Genomic DNA, 20,173 nt, shown 5'->3' on the forward strand with positions numbered 1-20,173 from the left:
CGACGCGTACGCCCTCGTCGCCCCGCCTCGCGGTGGGGCGAACGACGAATCCGCGCGCACCGAACGTCCCGGTCACCCTCGCCACACCCCTCACTCGGAACGTGCGGCGCAACAGCGGTTTCACCGACAACAGGCGAGGTCAGCGGCGTGAACACGTTCCGACCAGGTACTTGAAGGAAACACCTTCGCATGGGCCGAAGGGCCGAATAGCGTGCGAGGACCCGAGCCGTCCCCCACCGTCCCGCGGTCCATGTACGCCGGGCCCGCACCCCCACCAGGAGACCGGCATGTCGTACGACAGCTCCGCACCGCGTCCCGCGCGACCGCCGCACGGACAGCACGACTCCCCCGCCCGCCATGTCCCGGACCCAGCCGGGGAACCATTACGCGGCGGGGCATCACCCCGCACCTGGACCGGGCACCATCGCGATCTGCGCATCCTGCGCCGCGCCTACCGCCGGCAACGGCGCGTGACCACGTTCGCGGTACTCGGCTGCTTCACCCTCTTCCTCGGTCTCTGTGCCGGCTGCCCCGGTTTCATGGACCGTCCCGTCACCGGAGGCCTGTCGACGGGCCTGGTGCTCGCCCTCTCCCAGATCCCCGCCACCTGGCTCGCCGTGCTCGTCTACGAGCGCACCGCCCGCCGCTATGTCGATCCCCTCGCACGCCGCGTGAACCGGAGCACTCCCTGGGCGAGCGGCGAGCAGGAGCGGGAGCGGTGAGCGCCTTCGGCGGCTCCACCCAGTCCTGGTCCCTCGTCGCGTTCTCCGTCGCCGTCACGGTGACCCTGCTGCTGTGTGTGCTGACCGGCCCGGACAGCGACGATCTCGCCGAGTTCTACACCGGCTACCGCTCGCTCTCCCCGCTGCGCAACGGACTCGCCATCGCGGGCGACTACATCTCCGCCGCGACCGTGCTGACCATCGGCGGCGTGATGGCCCTCTGCGGTTTCGACGGCGTCGTGCTGGCTCTGAGCACGCTGCTCTCTCTGCTGGTGCTGATGTTCCTGCTGGCCGAACCCCTGCGGAACACGGGCAAGTTCACCATGGGCGACGTGCTGGCCCGCAGGATGCCGGGGCGGGCCGTACGGATCACCGCGTGCGGCGTCACGATCGCCGCGCTCGTGCCGATGATGCTCGTCCAACTCGCCAGCACCGGGCAGCTGTTGGCCTTCATCCTCGGCTTCTCCGACAACTCCATGCAGACCGGCTGCATCGTGGGAGTCGGCACCCTGATGATCATCTACGCGGCCATCGGCGGCATGCGCGGCACCGCGTTGATCCAGCTCCTGAAGATGGTGGTGCTCCTCGGCTCCGGAATCGTCGTCGCGCTGCTGATATTGAGCAAGTTCCAGTGGAACCCCGGGGTCCTGTTCACCGCGGCAGCGAAGCGCAGTGGCTCACCGGCCGCGTACCTGCACGGCGGGCTCCAGTTCGCCGGTGGCCCGCATCCCCGGCTCGACATGATCAGTACGCAGTTCGCCATCGTGCTGGGCGGTGCCTGTCTGCCGCACGTGACCATGCGCATGTTCACCGCCAACAGTGCCCGCCAGGTGCGGCGTTCGATGTCCTGGGCGGTGTCCTCGGTGGCACTGTTCATGCTGGTGGCGGGCGTTGTCGCCATAGGAGCCACGGCGATGATCGGCCGGACCCGCATCACCGCAGCCGACCCTCACGGGCACACGGCCTATCTGCTGGGCTCCCTGGCCGCGTTCGGCCCGGTGATGTCCCGGGCGGAGACCCTCGTGTTCACCACGGTCACCACGGCGATCTTCCTGACCCTGCTCGCCTCGGTCGCCGGCATGACGCTCGCCTGCGCCAACTCGCTGGCCCATGACGTCTTCGCGGGCCGGAACGCCGCCATGTCACCGCAGCGTGAGACGGCCTTCGCCCGCGGCTCGGCCCTGGTCGTCGGCGCGCCCGTGATCGCCCTCGCGGTGCTCGTCCAGCACCGCAGCCTGCAACCGCTCGCCACCCTGTCCTTCTGCGTGGGGGCCTCGGCGATCGCCCCCGCTCTGGTCTACAGCCTCTTCTGGCGCCGCTACACGCGGACCGGGCTGATGAGCACGCTCATCGGCGGCACCCTCGCCGTCCTGATCCTGATGCCGGGCACCAGACTGGTGTCCGGGTCCCCGACGTCCGCCTTTCCCGCGGCCGACTTCAACTGGTTCCCGTTCACCACGACGGGGCTGGTGTCCATTCCGCTGGGTTTCGCCTTCGGCTGGCTCGGCAGCCTGCTGTCCGGCCGCCGTGCGGCGGACCGGGAACGCGGGGTGTACGAGGGCGTCGAGAGCCTGATCCTCGCGGGGCCGCGACCGAGGGAGCGGTGACGGTGGCGGGGTTTCCGCCACCGTCGCACGGCCGTCCGCTCTCAGCGGTTCACGGGCCGCTGACCACGATCTCGCGCTTGAGGATCTTGCCCGTGGGGCCCTTGGGCAACTCGGCCGCGATCGTGACGATGCGCGGGTACTTGTACGCCGCGACCCGCTCCTTGGTGTGGGCGCGGATCTCCTCGGCCGTGGCCTCGGCACCGGGCCGGAGCGTGACGACCGCCGCGACCTCCTCACCGTGCAGCGGGTGCGGCACCCCCACGACGGCGGCCTCGGCGACCGCGGGGTGCTCGTACAGCACCTCCTCGATCTCACGGGGATAGACGTTGTAGCCGCCGCGGATGATCATGTCCTTCTTGCGGTCGACGATGAAGTAGAAGCCGTCCTCGTCGACGCGGGCCAGATCACCGCTGTGGAACCATCCGTCACGGATCGCCTCCGCGGTGGCGTCCGGGCGGTTCCAGTATCCGGTCATGATGTTCTCGCCGCGGATGGCGATCTCGCCGATCCCGCCGGGCTCGACCTCACCGCCGCCCTCGGCGACGAGCCGCATCTCGACCCCGCGGATGGGCAGCCCGATCGACCCCGGCTTGCGCGGGCGGTCCGGGTGGTTGAAGGCGGCGACCGGCGAGGTCTCGGACAGTCCGTACCCCTCCAGCACGGCGGCACCGAAGCGTCGCTCGAAGCCGTGCAGCACCTCGACCGGGAGCGCGGACCCGCCCGAGACGGCCAGGCGCAGCCGGCCGGTGTCGAAGTCCTCGGGAAGTTCGGCGTGCAGCAGCGCCGCGTACATCGTCGGCACGCCCAGGAACACGGTGACCTCGTCCCGGGCGATGATCTCCAGGGCGCTCCGCGGGTCGAACCGGGGCAGCAGGGTCAGCGTGGCGCCGGCGGCGACGGCCGTGTTGAGCCCGCAGGTCTGACCGAAGGCGTGGAAGAGGGGCAGGCCGCCGAAGAGTACGTCGTCCGGTCCGACCTGGAGGAGGGTCTCGGAGGTGGTCAGGGTGTTGCTGGCCAGGTTCCGGTGGGACAGTTCGGCACCCTTGGGCGTTCCGGTGGTGCCCGAGGTGTAGAGGATCAGGGCGGGATCGTCGTCGGTGCGGGCCGGCGTGTCGCGCATCGGTTCGTGGCCGCGCAGCAGCGCGTCGAAGGCCTCGGGCTCGGTCACCAGACAGTCGGTTCCGGTCTCCGCCGCCGCCTTCGTGACCTCGTCGGCGAACAGCGGGAAGACCAGCGCGATCCGCGCCCCGCAGTCGCGCAGGGTGAAGGCGACCTCACGGGCCTTGAGCAGCGGATTCATCGGGACGACGACACCGCCGGCCCGCATGATGCCGTAGTAGAGGACCGGGAACAGCGGGACGTTGGGCATGGTCATCGCGACGCGGTCGCCCGGCAGGACGCCGCGGTCCCGCAGCAGCGCGGCCACCCGTGCGCTGGCGTCGTCGAGTTCGGCGTAGGTGAGCGTGCTGTCGTCATGACGGACGGCGACGCGCTCGCCGTGGGCCGCGACGGTGGCGGCCAGGAGGGTGACGAGGTTGGTCATGCCGGATGTCTCCTTGAATTCGTCGCGGCGGGCGCGGCGGTACTGCGCGGTCGGATCACATCGCGAAGAGTGACCCAGTGGCGTGCGTCCTGGCTACCGGGTCCCTGCGGGAAGGCCAGCCACAGGCGCAGCAAGTGGCGCTCGTCTTCCGGCGATCGATGGTCCTCGAACGCCGAGCGGGCGTGCATCACCCGGTGTGTGTTGAGCAGAAGCAGGTCCCCGACCTGGAGGTCGAGGTCGAGCCGGTACTCCGGGGAGCCGGCCACGGAGTCGATGAGATCGAAGAGTTCCCGGTCCGCCGCCTCCAGCCGGGGCACCTCGGGGAAGCGCTGGGCGGACTCGAGATAGCAGCGGTTGTACCGCATGCTCGGTGCCCCGAGGGCGCCGTCGGGGCGGGAGACCAGCGGGGCGGCCGTGTAGGGCGGCTCGCCGGGAGCGTGTTCGTCGCGGCGGTCGAAGTGGTACGTGCGGTAGAGGCGCCCGGCGAGATCGGGGCGCAGGTCCAGTACGGCGTTGTGGACCGCGGCCGAACTGACGAGGGAGATCCGTCCGCCGGTACGGGGCGTGCGCAACGGCAGAAGGGCGAGGAGATCGGCGCCGCCGGTGTGGAACGGCAGGGCCTCCCGGGTCTGGTAGCCGCGTACGGCGGGGTCGCTCAGACTGCGCCCGGTGTCCCGGACGTGGCCGAGGACGAGTCCGTCGGCGTTCTGCGGGACGGGATGCCCCAGGTGCCGGCCGAGGCCCCAGAAGACGGTGCTCGCGGCACTCTCGCCGAGTCGCTCGACGGGGATGCCGCGGACGATCGCGAACCCCCGTCCGTCTTCGAGGATCCCGGCGAGGTGCGCCAGGTCGGCGGCGAGGGTGGGGAGCGGGAAGTCGGCGGCTGTCAGCCTCAGCAGGGTGAGATCCCGTCTGCGGGCCGCGTGCAGGGCGGAGTCGATCTCGGCGAGCCGGGGCGCCGACAGGTGCAGCTGCCATTCCTCGGGGTGTGCCAGGTCCCTGCCCTTCCACACCGAGGGGCCCGAGCGGGGCGTGGGCGGTGTCCGGTCCGCGTCCGTCGTACCTGTCATGTTCGCCTCCGATCCGTCGCGTGTTCACCTGTCCGCGAGTGGTCCCCTGAGCGGGCCCGGCCGGTGAGTGGCGTCATGCTAGGTTCCTCGACCACCGCCGCGCTTGTCCTGACGGGACAGGAGACTAGGCTTTTCGGGACATCCCTGGAGTGTGCCCATGAGACCTCTGGTCCGCACCGCCGCCCTGAGCGGCTACGTCGAGCTGTGCCGCTCTCTCGGCATCGATCCGCAGGCGCTGCTGAAGCGGGTGGGTCTGGACACCGCCGCCCTCACCGTCCAGGACCGGTGGATCTCCGGCACGGCCGCCGTCCAGGTGCTGGAACTGTCGGCGGCCGAGTCCGGTCACGAGGACTTCGGGGTCCTCCTCGCGGAGTTCCGGCGCTTCTCCAATCTCGGCCCCATCAGCCTGGTCGTCCGCGAGGAACCCGACGTACGCAGCGCGCTGGAACTGCTCATCCGCCATCAGTACATGTACAACGAGGTGCTGCACACCCGGCTGTCCGAGGGGGACGGGCTGGCCACGCTGAAGGTGGATCTGCGGCTCGGTGAGGTGATGGAGTCCCGGCAGGCCACGGAGCTGGCTGTCGCCGCCTACCACCGCATCCTGAGCGACTTCCTGCACACCGGCTGGCAGCCTCTCTCCGTGTGGTTCCGGCATTCCGCGCCGACGGACACCACGGAGCACTGGCGCACGTTCGGGCCCAGCGTGGAGTTCGACCGCGAGATCGACGGCATCGTCTTCTACGCCGACGACCTCGACGCGCCCAACGCCATGGCCGATCCGCTGCTGCGCGAGTACGCCCGCCAGTACTTCGACGCGATCGCCGTCCCCAAGGACACCACCGCCGCGGACCGGGTGCGCGAACTGATCGAGGTCCTGCTGCCGACCGGGCGCTGCTCGATCGAGCAGGTCGCGCGCAGCCTCGGTGTCGACCGGCGCACCGTCCACCGGCATCTGGCCGCCTCGGGCGAGACATTCTCCTCGCTCCTCAATGTCACCCGCCGCCAACTCGCGGAGCAGTTCGTCGCGAACCCGCGGCGCTCACTGACGGAGATCTCCGACCTGCTGGGGTTCTCTTCCCTGAGCGGGTTCTCGCGCTGGTTCCGTGAGCAGTTCGGATGCAGTCCGAGAGCGTGGCGGGGCAGCAACGCTCCGTAGCGGCTCCAGCCCCTCCGCCCCAACTCCCCCACGGGGACTGCCGAGACGGGTGGGACGGGCGTCCGGCCATGCGCCGCCCTTTGCGATGCGCCACACACGGATGTCCCCAAATGACAAATCATCTGTCCCCTGACGGCAAGCACGCCCATGGACTCCGCCCTACCTTTGCACCACCGCACAGAAGACGCGGTCGGCCTCCGGAGGGAGCCGTGCCACTCCCCCGGCACTCCCTCCGGAACGGCCGCCCGCAGCGGGCCACCTCGCGCCCGCTGACACCCGGTGACCCGCATCGATCCCCGCCGGACATCCCAGGCCCGCACAGCGCGCGGCGATGCCCCCGGCGAGTGATCACCGATCCGACGAAGGAGACGGACCGTGCACTTCCACGACGACTCACTGTTCCCCGAGAACCAGGAAAAGCTCGTCATCCAGGCCGCTCCCTACGGGCCCGAGTGGCTCCCCGGAGACGCCGACGACCTTCCCCTGACGATGGACGAGCACGTACAGGCGGCCGTCGACTGCTACAACGCCGGCGCCACCGTGCTCCACATCCACGTGCGGGAGCTCGACGGCAAGGGCTCCAAGCGGCTCTCCATGTTCAACGAGCTGATCGGCCGCCTGCGCGAGGCCGTGCCGGACATGGTCCTGCAGATCGGCGGGTCCATCTCGTTCGCCCCGGAGGGCGAGGGCGCGGACGCCAAGTGGCTCGACTTCGACAGCCGCCACATGCTCGCCGACCTGGACCCGAAGCCGGACCAGGTCACCATCGCGATCAACACCAGCCAGATGAACATCGTCGAGATCATGACCGACGACGATCTGGAAGGCACCTCGATCGCCAAGCCGGACTACTACAAGGCGTACCGGGACATGTACCTGGAGGCCGGTCCGGACTTCTACCTGGAGCACCTGAAGCGTCTGGCCGCGAGCGGCATCCAGCCGCACTTCCAGCTCGCGACGCTGGCCCAGCTCGAAACCGTGGAGCGGCTCATCCGAGCCGGTGTCCACACGGGCCCGCTGATCCTCAACTACGTGGCGATCGGCGGCGGTTTCTCGGGCCGTCACCCGGCCGACCTCGTCGAGTTCGTCCGTCGCGCCCCTGACGGCGCCGTCCTCACCATCGAGGCCTCCATGCGCGCCGTGGCGCCCATGAACGCGATCGGCATCGCGCTCGGCGTGCACGTCCGGGTGGGCAACGAGGACAACCTGTGGCGGCGCAAGGGCGAGCGCATGTCCAGCGTCGAGCAGGTCGAGCAGATGGTGCAGATCTCCGAGGCGCTCGGCCGTGACATCGCGACCGGCGCCGAGGCCAGGAAGATCTACAAGCTCGGCGAGACCTACTCGAGCACCGACGAGACGCTGGCCCGCCTCGGCATGGTGCCGAACCGGCGTCCCGGCCAGCGCGGCTTCATGCTGCGCGACGCCTGACCCCACGGCGGACCTCCGTGCCGGACCGCCGGCCGGGCACAGACCGCCGGTGCGGTCCGCCCGGCTGCCGCGCGGCCCAGCATTGCGGCCCGCCGGGCCAGGGCAGGGACCACCGTCCTCGTCCACCCGGCCACGGCAAGGACCCACAGTCCCGGCCACCCGGCCACGGCAAGAATCACCATCCCGGCCACCCGGCCACGACCAGGACCACCATCCTGGCCCGCCGGGCCACGGCAAGGACCACCGTCCCAGCCGTCCGGCCACAGCACAGGTCCATGCGCCGGTCACCCTGTCGACCGGTGGCCGTGACACGGCCCTGTGCCGGCCGCTCGGCCGGGCACCGGCCGCCGTGCCGGCCCGAGCGACCGTCGCGCGCGTCCCCGCACCACCGGCCCGACCGACCGTCGGCCACCGCACGACAGGCCGGTCGCGGCCGGACCCACCGTGGCGCCGCTCGGCTCCTCGCCACGCCACGCGGCCGCCGGGGCCAGACCCCCCGGCTCCGGCGGCCCCTTCCCCTCTCCTCTTCACCCGACACCAGACACCCAACAACGGAGTGCTCCCGTGGCCCACGCCATTCGATTCAAGGAGACCGGCGGTCCCGAGGTCCTGCGCTGGGAGGAGGTCGTCGTCGGCGACCCCGGCCCCGGTGAGGTCCGGATCCGCCACCACGCGGTCGGACTCAACTTCGCCGACACCTACTTCCGCACCGGGCTCTACCCCGCGCCGCTGCCCGCCGGGCTGGGCGTGGAGGCGGCCGGCGTGATCGAGGCGGTGGGCGAGGGCGTCACCCAGTTCACCGAGGGCGACCGGGTCACGTACACCGGTAGTCCGCTCGGCGCCTACAGCACCGAACGAGTCATGCCTGTCGGCTCCCTGATCCGGCTGCCGGACGGCATCGGCTTCGAGACCGCCGCCGCGATGACCATGCGCGGTCTGACCTCCGCGTACCTGCTCCGCAGGATCCACCCTCTCAAGGCGGGTGACACGATCCTGCTGACCGCGGCGGCGGGCGGCGTCGGCCTCATCGTCTGCCAGTGGGCCAAGCTGCTCGGTCTGAACGTCATCGGCACCGTCTCCACCGAGGAGAAGGCCGAACTGGCGAGAGCGCACGGCTGCGACCACATCATCCACTACAAGCACGAGAACGTGGCCGAGCGGGTGCGCGAACTCACCGACGGCGCCGGGGTCCCGGTGGCCTTCGACAGCGTCGGCAGGACCACCTACGCCTCCTCGCTCGCGTCGCTGCGCCGCCGCGGCCTGCTCGTCTGCTTCGGCACCGCCTCCGGCCCCGTCCCGCCCATCGACGCCATGCAACTCGCCGTCCAGGGCTCCCTGTTCGTCACCCGGCCCGCACTCGCCGACTACATCGCGGACCCCGCGGAACGCGCGGAACTCGCGGGCGAACTCTTCGACCACGTCACCTCCGGCCGCATCACCATCGAGGTCAACCAGCGGTACGCCCTCGAGGACGCCGCCCAGGCGCACCGCGACCTGGAGGCCGGGCAGACCACCGGATCGTCCGTCTTCGTCCTCTGAGCCCCACCCCTCCCCCGCGGTTCAACTCCACTCTCTCCAGGAGGAAGCACCATGGAACACACGCTCGCTCCCCCCGAGGGCGCCCCGGTCCGCGCCCACAACCGCGGCTCGATCAGGGTCGAACCGCTGACCTGTACCATCGGCGCGGAACTGTCCGGCGTGAACCTCGGCGACGCCGCACGCGACGACGACCTCTTCGACGAGATCAGGGCGTTGCTGCTCCAGTACAAGGTGCTGTTCCTGCGGGACCAGGACATCACGCGCGCCGAACACGTCGCCTTCGCCGAGCGTTTCGGCGCGCTGGAGGACCACCCGGTGGCCGGCAGCGACCCCGAGAACCCGGGCCTGGTGCGGATCTACAAGGACCTGGACAGCCCGGCGGAGTCGTACGAGGGAGCCCTGCACACCGATGCCACGTGGCGCGAGCGCCCACCCATGGGCGCCGTACTGCGCTGCATCGAAGGGCCCCCCGTCGGCGGGGACACGATCTGGGTCAACATGGCCGAGGCGTACCGCCGGCTGCCCGAGGAGATCCGCACCAAGATCCGTGGCCTGCGGGCCCGGCACAGCATCGAGGCCACGTTCGGCGCCGCCATGCCGCAGGAGAAGCGGCACGCCCTCAAGGAGCGGTTCCCGGACGCGGAGCACCCGGTGGTGCGCGTCCACCCGGAGACCGGCGAGGAGATCCTCTTCGTCAACGCGTTCACCACCCACTTCGTCAACTACCACACGCCCGCGAACGTGCGGTTCGGACAGGACTTCGCCCCCGGCGCGAGTCTCCTGCTCAACTACCTCATCGGCCAGGCCGCGATCCCGGAGTACCAGGTGCGCTGGCGCTGGACCCCGAACAGTGTCGCCATCTGGGACAACCGCTCCACCCAGCACTACGCCGTACAGGACTACTGGCCCGCCGTCCGCCGGATGGAGCGCGCCGGAATCATCGGCGACAGACCGTTCTAACCCCGTTCCTCCAAGCGCGTGAGGTGATGACAATGGAGTTGCACACCACTGCTGGGTCCATTCCCGAGACGAACACGACCGCCTCGTCCGAATGGCCCGTGACCCGACGTTATGCCTGGGTGGTCTTCGCCCTCAGTTTCGGCCTGCTGCTGTCCGACTACATGTCCCGGCAGGTCCTCAACGCCGTCTTCCCCATGCTCAAGAGCGAGTGGCTCCTCACGGACGCCAAGCTCGGTTCGCTCAGCGGCGTCGTCGCTCTCATGGTCGGTGTGCTCACCTTCCCCATGTCGCTGATGGCCGACCGGTGGGGCCGGGTGAAGAGCCTGCTGCTCGCCGCGTCGATGTGGAGCGTGGCGACCCTCGGCTGCGCGGTGTCCGCGAGCTACGACCAGATGTTCGTCGGCCGGCTCTTCGTCGGCATCGGTGAGGCGGCGTACGGAAGTGTCGGCATCGCCGTCGTCCTGAGCATCTTCCCGATCGGCCTGCGCGCCACCCTCTCCGGTGCCTTCATCGCGGGCGGCGCCTTCGGATCGGTCCTGGGCATATCGATCGGCGGCGCCGTCGCCCAACACCTCGGCTGGCGCTGGGCGTTCGGCGTCATGGGCATCTTCGGCCTGGTTCTGGCCGCGGTCTACGGCTTCGTGGTCACCGAGAAGAAGCTGACGCCGGAGGCCGGTTCCACCGACGCCGAAACCGATCCCGGACCACGCGGCAGACTGCGCGTGCTGCTGCCCCGGCTGTTCTCCTCGGTCTCGGTGATCAGCGCGTACATCGGCAGTGGTCTCCAGCTCTTCATCGCCGCCTCCCTCATGGCCTGGCTGCCCAGCTTCTTCAACCGCTACTACGACATGCCCACCGCCAAGGCGGGCGCGACGGCCGGGATCTTCGTCCTCGTCATCGGCATCGGCATGATCGGCGGCGGCATCGTCTCGGACCGCATATGCCGGGCTTTCCCCATCCGCAAATGGGCTGTCGCCATCGCGTGCAGCATCGGCTCCCTCGTCCTGCTCATGAGCGCGTTCCAGCTGCCGACCGGCCCCCTCCAGCTCGCGGCGCTGGCGGCCGGAGCCCTGCTGTCGGCCGGCACGGCCGGTCCCGCGACCGCCATGGTGGCCAACCTGACCCCCGCGTCCATCTCCGCGACGGCCTTCGCCACCCTGACGCTCGCCAACAGCCTGCTCGGGCTGGCTCCCGGGCCCGCCGTGACCGGCGCGCTCGCCGACCACATGGGACTGCTCGGCGCCCTGCGGGTCATCCCGCTCACGGCGGTCGCCGCCACCGTCGCCTTCCTGATCGGCCGCCACTTCTACGAGCGTGATCTGAGCCGTCTGACGAGCAGCCCCGTCCCGGCGGCGGAACCGGAGGACGCGGTGGTGTCCGCATGAGCGCCACCACCGAACCGGTGATCGTGATCGTCCCCGGACTGCGCGATCATGTCGCGGAGCACTGGCAGACCCTCCTGGCGGACCGGCTGGCCGAGGCCGGGCGCACCGTCCGCACCGTCCCGCCGCTCACCGAGGACGCCCTGAGCCGCGAGGCCCGCGTGGCGGCGCTCGACAAGGTGGTCTCGGAGATCGAGGGCCCCGTCGTCCTCGTCGCGCACAGCGCCGGTGTGATCACCACGGTCCACTGGGCCCAGGGAAGCACGGCACAGGTGCGCGGAGCGCTGCTCGCGACACCGCCTGACTTCGACACCCCGCTGCCCGAGGGCTATCCGGCCCCCGAGGTGCTCGGCGAGAACGGCTGGACACCGGTGCCCCGGAAGCCGCTGCCCTTCCCCAGCGTCGTCGCGGCCAGCTCGAACGACCCCCTCGGCACGGCCGAGCGGGTCACGGAACTGGCCCGCGACTGGGGCAGCGCTCTGGTGGACCTCGGCGAGGTCGGCCATCTCAACCCCGCGTCCGGCTACGGTCCTTGGCCGCGCGCGGAAGACCTGCTCCGTGAAGTAGAGAAAACCGGCTGAACGCCGCGTCCAGCCCAGGAAGGCAACCGATGAACACCGACACCGACCTGCTGTGGTCCCCCGGTCGCCGTGAGTTGGAGGACTCCAACGTCGCCTGCTTCATGGAGTGGGTGAGCGAGGAACGGGGGCTCCACTTCTCCGACTACGCCGAGCTGTGGCGGTGGAGCTCCACCGACCTCGCCGGATTCTGGTCGGCGGTGTGGGAGTTCTACGGGCTGGACGCGGTCACCGACTACGACGAGGTACTGGGCGAGGCGTCGATGCCCGGCGCCGTCTGGTTCCCAGGCGCCCGGCTGAACTTCGCCGAACGCTGCTTCGCCCAGGCCACGGACGCGCGCCCCGCGCTCGTCTGCCTGACCGAGGGCGGCACTCCCGAGGACACCTCCTGGCACGAACTGCGCCGGCAGGTCGCCGACGTCGCCGCGGCCCTGCGCCGCATGGGCGTGCGGCCCGGCGACTGCGTGGCCGGCTACCTCCCCAACCTCCGGCAGACCGTCGTGGCGCTGCTGGCCTCGGCCGCCGTCGGTGCCGTATGGACGGCCTGCTCCCCGGACTTCGGCACGCCCAGCGTGCTCGCCCGGCTCCAACAGGCGCAGCCGACGGTCCTCGTGGCCGCGGACGGATACCGCTACGGCGGCAAGACCTACGACAAGCGCCCGGAGGTCGCCGAGCTCGCGGACGGCCTGCCCACCGTCCGCCACATCCTGGCCGTCGACAGCCTCTTCCCTGCCCCCACCGACCCGTGGTCGGCGCGGCCCGACGTCGAACAGCACGCCTGGGCGACGCTGCCGACGGCCGACGAGCCGCTGGAATTCGCCGACGTGCCCTTCGACCACCCGTTGTGGATCCTGTGGTCGTCGGGAACCACGGGCATACCGAAGGGGATCGTCCAGGGGCACGGCGGCATCGTCGTCGAACTGCTCAAGGCGCTGGGTCTGGGCGTCGATCTGCGCGCCGACGACCGCTATCTCTTCATCACCTCCACCAGCTGGATGGTGTGGAACTTCCTGGTCGGCGGGCTGCTGCACGGCAGCACCGTCATCCTGTACGACGGCAGCCCGACCTATCCCGACATCGACGGCGCCTGGAGGATCGCCGAGTGGACCGGCGCCACCGTGGTCGGCCTGGGCGCCGCGTATCTCACCGCCGGGGAGAAGGCGGACTCACGTCCCGCGGACATGTTCGGACTCGACAGACTGCGCACCGTCCTGCAGACCGGGTCGACCCTGCCGCCCAGCACCTGGCGCTGGGTCCACGACCGGCTGACGCCCGGAGCGCGGCTCCAGTCCATCTGCGGCGGTACGGACGTCTGCTCGGTCCTCGCGGGAAGCACCCCGCTGCTGCCGGTCCGCGTGGGCCGCATCCAGGCGCCCGCACTCGGCGTCGCCCTGGCCTCCTGGGACGCTCAGGGACACCCCCTGACGGGCGAACAGGGCGAGTTGGTGGTGACCGCGCCGCTGCCGTCCATGCCGCTCCGCTTCGTCGGCGACTCCGACGGCGCCCGCTACCGGGCCAGTTACTTCGACACCTACCCCGGAATCTGGCGGCACGGCGACTGGGTCACGATCGACACCGACCTGTCGGTCGTCGTCGCGGGCCGCTCCGACTCCACCCTGAACCGCTCGGGCGTCCGCATGGGCTCCGCCGACATCTACGCCGTGGTCGACCAGCTCCCGGAGATCGCCGACAGTCTCGTCATCGGTATGGAGAAGCCGGACGGCGACTACTTCATGCCGCTGTTCGTCGTGCCCGCCGAGGGCAGCACGCTCGACGACGGCCTGCGCCGGCGGATCGCCACGGCCATCAGGAGCCGGCTGTCCCCGCGCCATGTGCCCGACGCGATCGTGCCGGTCCCCGCCGTCCCGCGCACCCTCACCGGCAAGAAGCTCGAGGTCCCGGTCAAGCGCATCCTCCAGGGTGCCCGAAGCTCCGACGTCAGCAGCGAAGGATCCATCACCCACCCCGAAATGCTGACCTGGTTCGCGGACTTCGCGACGCGCACGGCAGCGTCACGGCCCTTGGCCGACGGGTGAGCCCTGCCCGCCGACCGCACGGCCACCGACCCTCCCCCAGGTCCGGCATCCATGGTCACCGACCGCACAACAGTGATCAATAGAGCATGCGTCGGCGGGCATTTCGATGCTCCTTCCGCCAGTCCCGAAACAACTCGGCTGCCCACCGCGGACGGTACGTAGGGTCCTGGTCACTGACCGGGCGGGAACTCCTCCGCCCGCGCAGTGACCAGGAGGAGACATCGGTATGGCAAATGTGGAGATCTCCCTCAAGGAGACCATGACGTCCATCGAGGGCGCGATGGGCGTCGCTCTCGTCGACTACACGAGCGGCATGGCACTGGGCACGCTGGGGGGCAGCAAGGAACTCAACCTGTCTGTCGCGGCGGCGGGCAACACCGACGTGATCCGGGCCAAGGTGCGCACCATGGAGCACCTCGGCCTCAAGAGCAAGATCGAAGACGTACTGATCACGCTCGCGGACCAGTACCACCTCCTCCGGCCGCTCAAGAGCCGTGACGGCAACGGGCTGTTCCTGTACCTGGTGCTCAACAAGGCGACCTCCAACCTGGCCATGGCGCGTCACCAACTCGCACGCATCGAGGCCGAACTAGAGGTATAGACAGCCACCTTCTCCGCGCCTTCGCATGCCCACGACTTGAAGACTTCTTCATTTAGGTACATCCAGATCAAGTCAATCCCGTGGGCGTGCGGAGGTGGAGCCGAGAGGATCGGTCCTTACGGCACCGCTCGCGGCAGGCGCGCAGACAGCCACCGCACCAGCCGGAGAAACAGCCCGTCCCAGGCGGCAGGGAGCGAACGATTTGACCAGGCAGGTCCCCCTCTATCAGGCCAAGGCCGAGTTCTTCCGCATGCTCGGACACCCTGTGCGCATCCGGGTCCTGGAACTGCTGCAGAGCGGCCCCGTCTCGGTGCGCGACCTGCTCAACGAGATCGAGATCGAACCCTCCAACCTCTCGCAGCAACTGGCCGTACTGCGCCGCTCGGGAATCGTGGTGTCCATCCGCGAGGGCTCCACCGTCAGTTACGCGCTGGCCGGCGGCGATGTCGCCGAACTCCTGCGCGCCGCCCGTCGCATCCTCACCGAACTGCTCTCCGGGCAGACCGAGTTGCTGGCCGAACTGCGCCAGGCCGACCTCGACACGGGCCTGCCCCCGGGTCCGCGCGACCCGGACCTCGTCGTCACCCGATCCGCGCGCCCCTCACCCGCCGTCCGGGGACACTGACGCCCAGAGCGACCGCCGGGCGGCCCGTCAGGCCCAGCCCTTGCGCGCGGCGTGCCAGCCGAGCTGGATGCGGCTCTCCGCGCCTGCCCGCGCCATGAGTTCACCGATGCGCCGCTGCACCGTGCGACGGGAGACGCCGAGGCGCGCGCCGACCGCCTGGTCGGTGAGTCCCGCGAGGACCAGGGCGAGCATCCGGGCGTCGAACTCGTCTATGGCGTCCGGGCGTTGCTCGGCGAGGCCGTCGCCCGTCGTATGCGGCGACAGCGGATAGGCCTGCTCCCAGGCCAGCTCGAAGTAGGCGACCAGCGCCTCCAGCAGCCCTCCGGCGTGCACCAGCACAGAGGCCGCCGCAGTATTGCGGCCTCTGTACAGGGGAAGCATCGCCAGTTCACGGTCCGCGATGATGAGTTTGACCGGAACGGCGTCGGCGACCCCGATCCGCTGTCCGGCCGCCAGGTCGGCGAGCGCCTGGGCGACCATGCCGGGCTCGGTCAGCGCCTCCCGATGCACGATCGTCCGGTACTGCACGCCACGGCGGACGCCGGCCCGCTCCGCGGCGTTGGCACTGCTCGGGACGACGGAGAGTTCGGGCACCATCATCGACCGCACCTCGTACCGGGCGGACTCCTGGAGCTGTCTGAACCGGTGCCGTACCGCGTCGATCTCGCTGATCACCTCCACGGCGCCGCCCTCGGCACCCGTGCGGTGCTGCTCCGCGAGGGCGAGCACCGCGTGCTCCGCCGCGCTCAACTCGTCGCGGCGCCTCCGCAGTTCACCACCCAGCGCGACCGCGGGGGGCGCCGCCGCGAACAGGGTGGCCGCGCCCTCGATCGCCTGGGGGACGACAAGGCCGCGCCCGGCCATGGCCGTGAGGATTTCACGCACCTCGGACTCGGGGCGGCCGCCGTCGGCCGCCAGCTCATGGACGGTGGCCCGTCCACGGGCCACCAGGAGGCGGTAGATCTCCTCCTCGGCCGGGCCGAGACCGAGCGCGGCGAGCATGGGCCACTCCTTGAAGTCGGCGGGTGAAGCCGGACGGGCCCCGGGCTGCGAACGCCCGGGGCCTGCCCGATCTCACGGTTCCGCCAAGGTCTACTTCAAGCCGTAGGCCCGTGTCACCTCCTGCGTGACGCTGTTGCCCGCATCGTCCCAAGTGCGGGCCTTGAGAGACACGAATCCGTGGTGCGGGGCATCGAATCGGGCGGTCCAGTGGCCCGTGGCCGTACGGTCCAGGTGGACCGGACGCCAGTGGCGGCCGTCGTCGTAGGAGACGGACAGTGCCGCGCCCGCGACCCGTCCGGCCCCCGCCGCGTCCGGCAGATGTCCGCCGGTCAGGCCGAGGGTCTGCCGGCCGCCCCGCGCGTCGCCCGCGAGGTCGGTGACGACGCCGTAGTCCAGCTGCATCAGCGCCATCCGGTCGATCTCCATCGGATCGGTCACCGGCGCCGATCTCACCTTCCACACGGTGTGGGTGCGGGGCGACAACCGGTAGGCGCCCGCGTCGCGTTCGGCGCGCAGGTCCAGGGTGTAGGTGCTGGACACGGTCGGCACCGGGTACAGCGTCGCCGATGCCCAGGCGGAGGTCTTCACCAGTTCACCGTCCTGGTACACCTTGAAGTCCAGACTGTCGTTGCCGTCCTGCATGTAACCGCCGTGGTCGAGACCGTTGTCCGTCCAGGGCTGGATGTTGAAGGACAGGAACCCCTGCTGCCGCTCCGACCACCAGAAGCCGCTGCCGTTGCGCGGATGCGCGATCGGGGCGAACCAGTCGCTGGTGACCCGCTTGCCGGCCTTGTAGGTGATCATTCCACCGCGTGACTCCATGGCCAGGTTCGGCCCGGTGATCGAGTCCTCGGCCCACGAGGTGCCCGGCTGTGCCGAGAGGTAGTCGGTGCGTGTGGTGGGCATGTCCGTGCGCAGCGGGAAGCCCACGGCGTAGCTGCGGTAGGGGCGGTAGTCCCAACGGTATTCACCGCTGGGGTACTTGGTGGTGCCGTGGAAGCGCATGTCCACGACGGCCAGCTCGGACGCGTGCGGCCGGTAGGTGAGGCCCGTGTCGGGAATCCGGCCCGGGTGCGGGTCGACGAGGTCGTACACGTACGGCGAGTTGGGCGCACCCTCGACGTTCAGGCGCAGGGTGCCGCGCTGGGCCTGCTTGACGAGGGGGGCGCCCTCACGCGCGGTCAGCGAGGCGACCGGGACGGCGCTGTAGCCGCCCTCGTCGGTACCGACCCATTCGAGGAGCTTGCCGGGCTGGTCGTTCACGACGAGCAGGAGGGCGGCTCCGTTGTCGGCCGCCGCCTGCGCTCGCTGCGCACCGGTGACGTCGTCGGAACGGGTCACCAGCACCGCCTTGCCCTTGGCGCGCAGCCCCGCGTAGTCGGCTGGGGTGCCGGATCCGGCGTACACCACGTCCAGCCGCTTGTGGCCGTCGTAGAAGGCGGATCCGGCCTGCCCGAGGGGGGTGAGAGCCTTGCCCTCGTGGCTCAGCGAGAGCAGCGGGTACGCCTTGCGCCAGCGCGTCTCGTACTCGAAGGTGCCCTGTGTCACCTTCCGCGTGGGCAGCACGAACATGCTGTCGTAGGTGGGCGGAAGCAGGTACTCGGAGTCCACGGTGCTGATTCCGCCGTCCGAGCGGTACCAGTTCATGTAGAGCATCCGGTCCTCGGTCCTGCGCGGCACCTCCGCGGTGACCTCACGGGTCCTGCTGCCGTCGAGGACCAGCTTCCGGTCGTGGTCGAGGACGATCTCCGGATCGCCGAGCAGCGCCATGCCGAGCGAGTCGGGGCCGTGGCTGCCGGTCACGTCGAGGTAGCTCAGGGCGCTGTAGGTGCCCGCCTGGAGGCGTACGGTCGCCTCGCCGGTCGCACCGACGGGGACGAACTGCGGTTCGGCGTCGGTGCCGAAGCGCTGCAACTGGACGTATCCGGAGGCCGGTTCGCCGGAGCGGTCCTTGAGCTGGACGTCGAGGGAGTAGCGCTCCTCCTCCCGGTAGAGCCCGACCTGGGTGCGGGCGCGCACCTCGTCCGACGCGTCGCTCGCGGACACCTGTCCGAGGTAGCGGCGGCCGTTCGCGCCGAGGCCGGGCCGCGCGCTGGCGGTGACGGTGGCGGTGCCGTGCGCGGGGACGGTCACGGAGTCGGCGGAGAGCGAGAACATCCCGTCGGGGGCGGGGTTTCCGGCGTCCGCGCCCGGGTCGACGTCGTAGGGGCCGCCGGCCACGGAGGCGGCGAGGGCGAGCTTCAGGGTGACGGCGGTGTCACCGGTGTTGCGGTAGGTGAGCGTGCGGTCGACGGTCTCCGGGCCGCTGTGCGGCCAGGCGTCGAAGCCGAAGTACGCCGAACCGGTGGCGGTCACGGTGGCGTCGACGGAGGCCGCCACATCGGCCCGGCCCGCGCCGACCTGGTAGGCGCTCAGGCCGGTGAGCTCCTTGGAGGTGCTCATCAGCGCGTCCTTCAGCCGGGGCGCGGTCCAGTCCGGGTGTTCCTCGGCGAGGATCGCGGCCGCGCCCGCCACGTGCGGCGTGGCCATCGAGGTGCCGCTCATGGTCTGGTACCAGCCGCTGTCGGCGCTGCCGCCGGCCTTCGCGGCGAGGATGTCGACGCCGGGTGCTGCGATGTCCGGCTTGAGGGCGTAGTCGCCGTAGCGCGGGCCTCGTGTCGAGAAGTCCGCGAGCTGGTCGCCGGAGTCCACCGCGGCCACGGTCAGCGCGTCGTCGGCGGCGCCCGGGGCGCTCATGGACGCTTCCATGCCCGTGTTGCCCGCGGCGACGACGAACAGCGCCCCGCTCTTCTCGCTGAGCCGGTCCAGGGCCTCGCTCATCGGGTCGGTGCCGTCCGTGGGCTCGGAGCCGCCCAGACTCATGCTCACCACCTTGGCGCCCTGGTCCACCGCCCATTCCATACCTGCGATGACCCAGGAGTCGTCTCCGTAGCCCTCATTGGCGAGGACCTTGCCGACCAGCAGGTCGGCGCCGGGCGCCACCCCCTTCTCGGCTCCGTCGGAGGCGGCTCCGCTGCCGCCCACGGTGGACGCGGTGTGGGTCCCGTGTCCGTGCCCGTCCTCGGCGGATTCGCCGGGTACGAAACTGACCGCGCTGCTGATCCGGCCGGCCAGGTCCGGGTGATGGCTGTCGGCACCGGTGTCGAGCACGGCGACCTTGACGCCCTTGCCGTCGAGACCGGCCTTCCAGGCGGCCGGCGCGCCGATCTGCGCGGTGCTGTCGTGGAGTTGGGCCTTGACACGGCCGTCCAGCCAGATCTTGGACAGACCGCCCTTCAGCGAGGGCCGCTGCGCGGGGGTGTCCGTGGCGACCGCTCTCCACAGCTTCCTGGCCTGCTTCTTGGACGCCCGGACGGAGGTGCCGTTGACGCTCTTCAGCGACCGCACCTTAGTGGTGCCGGTGGGCGTCGCGGCCACCTTGTCGCGGTAGCCGAGGATCAGCGGAAGTCCGGCGCTGTGCTGGTCGTCGTAACCCTGCTCGATGAGCGCGGTGACGTCGAAGAGGCGGCGGTCGAGACGGTTCGCGGCGAGGTAGGGCAGCGCCTCGTCCGGGTAGACGTAGAGGTCGCTGCCGACCGTCTCGGTGCGGACTCCGCCGGTGGCGCCGCGCGGCCGTCGTACGTCGACCGCGTGCTTGCCCGCGCCGAGGTCCATCACCTTGACCACGTCCCCCGTGATCAGCGTGACGGTGCGGTCGGCGCCGGTGCGGGACGGGGCGACGGGAGCCGTGGGCGCGCTGTTCGCGGCGCCCGCCTGGCCGGTGAGGGTGGTGACGACGGCGGCGACGGCCGCCGCTGCCGCGAGGGCCCGCCTGCCTCGTGGGCGGCGCGGTATGAGGGAAATCATGGCCTAGGTCCTACCGGGCCGCGCCGGGCGGGGGGAACGCCCGGCGGCTGGCACCAAAGCGCCACGTCTCACATG

Annotated in this window: 15 protein-coding genes; 11 read left to right on the top strand and 4 right to left on the bottom strand. The window is 70.6% G+C overall.

What is annotated here, in order from left to right; genetic code table 11:
- Nucleotides 1–287 precede the first annotated feature (287 nt).
- Both N4G66_RS21745 and N4G66_RS21750 read left to right on the top strand, forming a co-directional pair.
- A complete protein-coding gene (locus N4G66_RS21745) occupies nucleotides 288–722 on the top strand; it encodes a DUF485 domain-containing protein (protein WP_261705819.1) in 435 nt (144 codons plus the stop codon).
- On the top strand, nucleotides 719–2,329 hold the full coding sequence (locus N4G66_RS21750; protein ID WP_261705820.1) for a sodium/solute symporter: 1,611 nt from the start codon (nucleotides 719–721) through the stop codon (nucleotides 2,327–2,329). The genes N4G66_RS21745 and N4G66_RS21750 overlap by 4 nt, the downstream gene beginning before the upstream one ends.
- A 49-nt stretch (nucleotides 2,330–2,378) precedes the next feature.
- On the opposite strand, the gene N4G66_RS21755 is transcribed toward N4G66_RS21750, so the two are convergent.
- Nucleotides 2,379–3,872, bottom strand: coding sequence for a long-chain-fatty-acid--CoA ligase (locus N4G66_RS21755; protein WP_261705821.1), 1,494 nt, complete (start codon nucleotides 3,870–3,872; stop codon nucleotides 2,379–2,381).
- Nucleotides 3,869–4,942: a TauD/TfdA family dioxygenase gene (locus tag N4G66_RS21760; RefSeq protein WP_261705822.1), complete on the bottom strand. Its 1,074-nt coding sequence runs from the start codon at nucleotides 4,940–4,942 to the stop codon at nucleotides 3,869–3,871. The genes N4G66_RS21755 and N4G66_RS21760 overlap by 4 nt, the downstream gene beginning before the upstream one ends.
- Nucleotides 4,943–5,099: 157 nt before the next feature.
- On the opposite strand from N4G66_RS21760, the gene N4G66_RS21765 reads away from it, so the two are divergent.
- The 9 genes from N4G66_RS21765 to N4G66_RS21805 all read left to right on the top strand — a co-directional run bounded on the left by N4G66_RS21765 (nucleotide 5,100) and on the right by N4G66_RS21805 (nucleotide 15,250).
- The gene (locus tag N4G66_RS21765; protein WP_261705823.1) at nucleotides 5,100–6,101 is read left to right on the top strand and encodes an AraC family transcriptional regulator; all 1,002 of its coding nucleotides are present in this window, start codon (nucleotides 5,100–5,102) and stop codon (nucleotides 6,099–6,101) included.
- 375 nt (nucleotides 6,102–6,476) lie between these two features.
- Complete coding sequence (locus tag N4G66_RS21770; protein WP_261705824.1) at nucleotides 6,477–7,529, top strand: BKACE family enzyme; 1,053 nt, start codon at nucleotides 6,477–6,479, stop codon at nucleotides 7,527–7,529.
- 564 nt (nucleotides 7,530–8,093) lie between these two features.
- Complete coding sequence (locus N4G66_RS21775; RefSeq protein ID WP_261705825.1) at nucleotides 8,094–9,068, top strand: quinone oxidoreductase family protein; 975 nt, start codon at nucleotides 8,094–8,096, stop codon at nucleotides 9,066–9,068.
- Nucleotides 9,069–9,119: 51 nt separating this feature from the next.
- A complete protein-coding gene (locus tag N4G66_RS21780; RefSeq protein WP_261705826.1) occupies nucleotides 9,120–10,028 on the top strand; it encodes a TauD/TfdA dioxygenase family protein in 909 nt (302 codons plus the stop codon).
- Between the two features lie 98 nt (nucleotides 10,029–10,126).
- A complete protein-coding gene (locus tag N4G66_RS21785) occupies nucleotides 10,127–11,413 on the top strand; it encodes an MFS transporter (RefSeq protein WP_261705827.1) in 1,287 nt (428 codons plus the stop codon).
- Complete coding sequence (locus N4G66_RS21790) at nucleotides 11,410–11,991, top strand: RBBP9/YdeN family alpha/beta hydrolase (protein WP_261705828.1); 582 nt, start codon at nucleotides 11,410–11,412, stop codon at nucleotides 11,989–11,991. Before N4G66_RS21785 ends, N4G66_RS21790 begins: the two co-directional genes overlap by 4 nt.
- Before the next feature lie 29 nt (nucleotides 11,992–12,020).
- Nucleotides 12,021–14,024 (top strand): acetoacetate--CoA ligase, encoded by a 2,004-nt coding sequence (locus N4G66_RS21795; RefSeq protein ID WP_261705829.1) that lies wholly within the window; start codon nucleotides 12,021–12,023, stop codon nucleotides 14,022–14,024.
- A gap of 226 nt (nucleotides 14,025–14,250) precedes the next feature.
- Nucleotides 14,251–14,625, top strand: coding sequence for a hypothetical protein (locus tag N4G66_RS21800; protein ID WP_261705830.1), 375 nt, complete (start codon nucleotides 14,251–14,253; stop codon nucleotides 14,623–14,625).
- Nucleotides 14,626–14,875: 250 nt separating this feature from the next.
- Entirely contained in the window at nucleotides 14,876–15,250 is a 375-nt protein-coding gene (locus tag N4G66_RS21805) for an ArsR/SmtB family transcription factor (RefSeq protein WP_391858852.1), read from the top strand.
- A 27-nt stretch (nucleotides 15,251–15,277) separates the two neighbouring features.
- Here N4G66_RS21805 and N4G66_RS21810 read toward each other — a convergent pair whose 3' ends face one another.
- Nucleotides 15,278–16,252, bottom strand: coding sequence for a helix-turn-helix domain-containing protein (locus N4G66_RS21810; protein WP_261705832.1), 975 nt, complete (start codon nucleotides 16,250–16,252; stop codon nucleotides 15,278–15,280).
- A 90-nt stretch (nucleotides 16,253–16,342) separates the two neighbouring features.
- Nucleotides 16,343–20,098 carry a S8 family peptidase gene (locus N4G66_RS21815; protein WP_261705833.1) on the bottom strand — a complete coding sequence of 1,252 codons (3,756 nt, stop codon included), beginning with the start codon at nucleotides 20,096–20,098 and terminating at the stop codon, nucleotides 16,343–16,345.
- Between the last annotated feature and the right edge of the window lie 75 nt (nucleotides 20,099–20,173).

The organism is Streptomyces rhizosphaerihabitans (assembly GCF_025399795.1).
Classification (GTDB): Bacteria; Actinomycetota; Actinomycetes; order Streptomycetales; family Streptomycetaceae; genus Streptomyces; species Streptomyces rhizosphaerihabitans.

Coding starts and splice junctions, on each gene's coding strand:
- N4G66_RS21745 (WP_261705819.1), top strand. CDS start 288: ATGTCGTACGACAGCTCCGCACCGCGTCCCGCGCGACCGCCGCACGGA.
- N4G66_RS21755 (WP_261705821.1), bottom strand. CDS start 3,872: ATGACCAACCTCGTCACCCTCCTGGCCGCCACCGTCGCGGCCCACGGC.
- N4G66_RS21760 (WP_261705822.1), bottom strand. CDS start 4,942: ATGACAGGTACGACGGACGCGGACCGGACACCGCCCACGCCCCGCTCG.
- N4G66_RS21765 (WP_261705823.1), top strand. CDS start 5,100: ATGAGACCTCTGGTCCGCACCGCCGCCCTGAGCGGCTACGTCGAGCTG.
- N4G66_RS21780 (WP_261705826.1), top strand. CDS start 9,120: ATGGAACACACGCTCGCTCCCCCCGAGGGCGCCCCGGTCCGCGCCCAC.
- N4G66_RS21790 (WP_261705828.1), top strand. CDS start 11,410: ATGAGCGCCACCACCGAACCGGTGATCGTGATCGTCCCCGGACTGCGC.
- N4G66_RS21795 (WP_261705829.1), top strand. CDS start 12,021: ATGAACACCGACACCGACCTGCTGTGGTCCCCCGGTCGCCGTGAGTTG.
- N4G66_RS21800 (WP_261705830.1), top strand. CDS start 14,251: ATGGCAAATGTGGAGATCTCCCTCAAGGAGACCATGACGTCCATCGAG.
- N4G66_RS21805 (WP_391858852.1), top strand. CDS start 14,876: ATGCTCGGACACCCTGTGCGCATCCGGGTCCTGGAACTGCTGCAGAGC.
- N4G66_RS21810 (WP_261705832.1), bottom strand. CDS start 16,252: ATGCTCGCCGCGCTCGGTCTCGGCCCGGCCGAGGAGGAGATCTACCGC.
- N4G66_RS21815 (WP_261705833.1), bottom strand. CDS start 20,098: ATGATTTCCCTCATACCGCGCCGCCCACGAGGCAGGCGGGCCCTCGCG.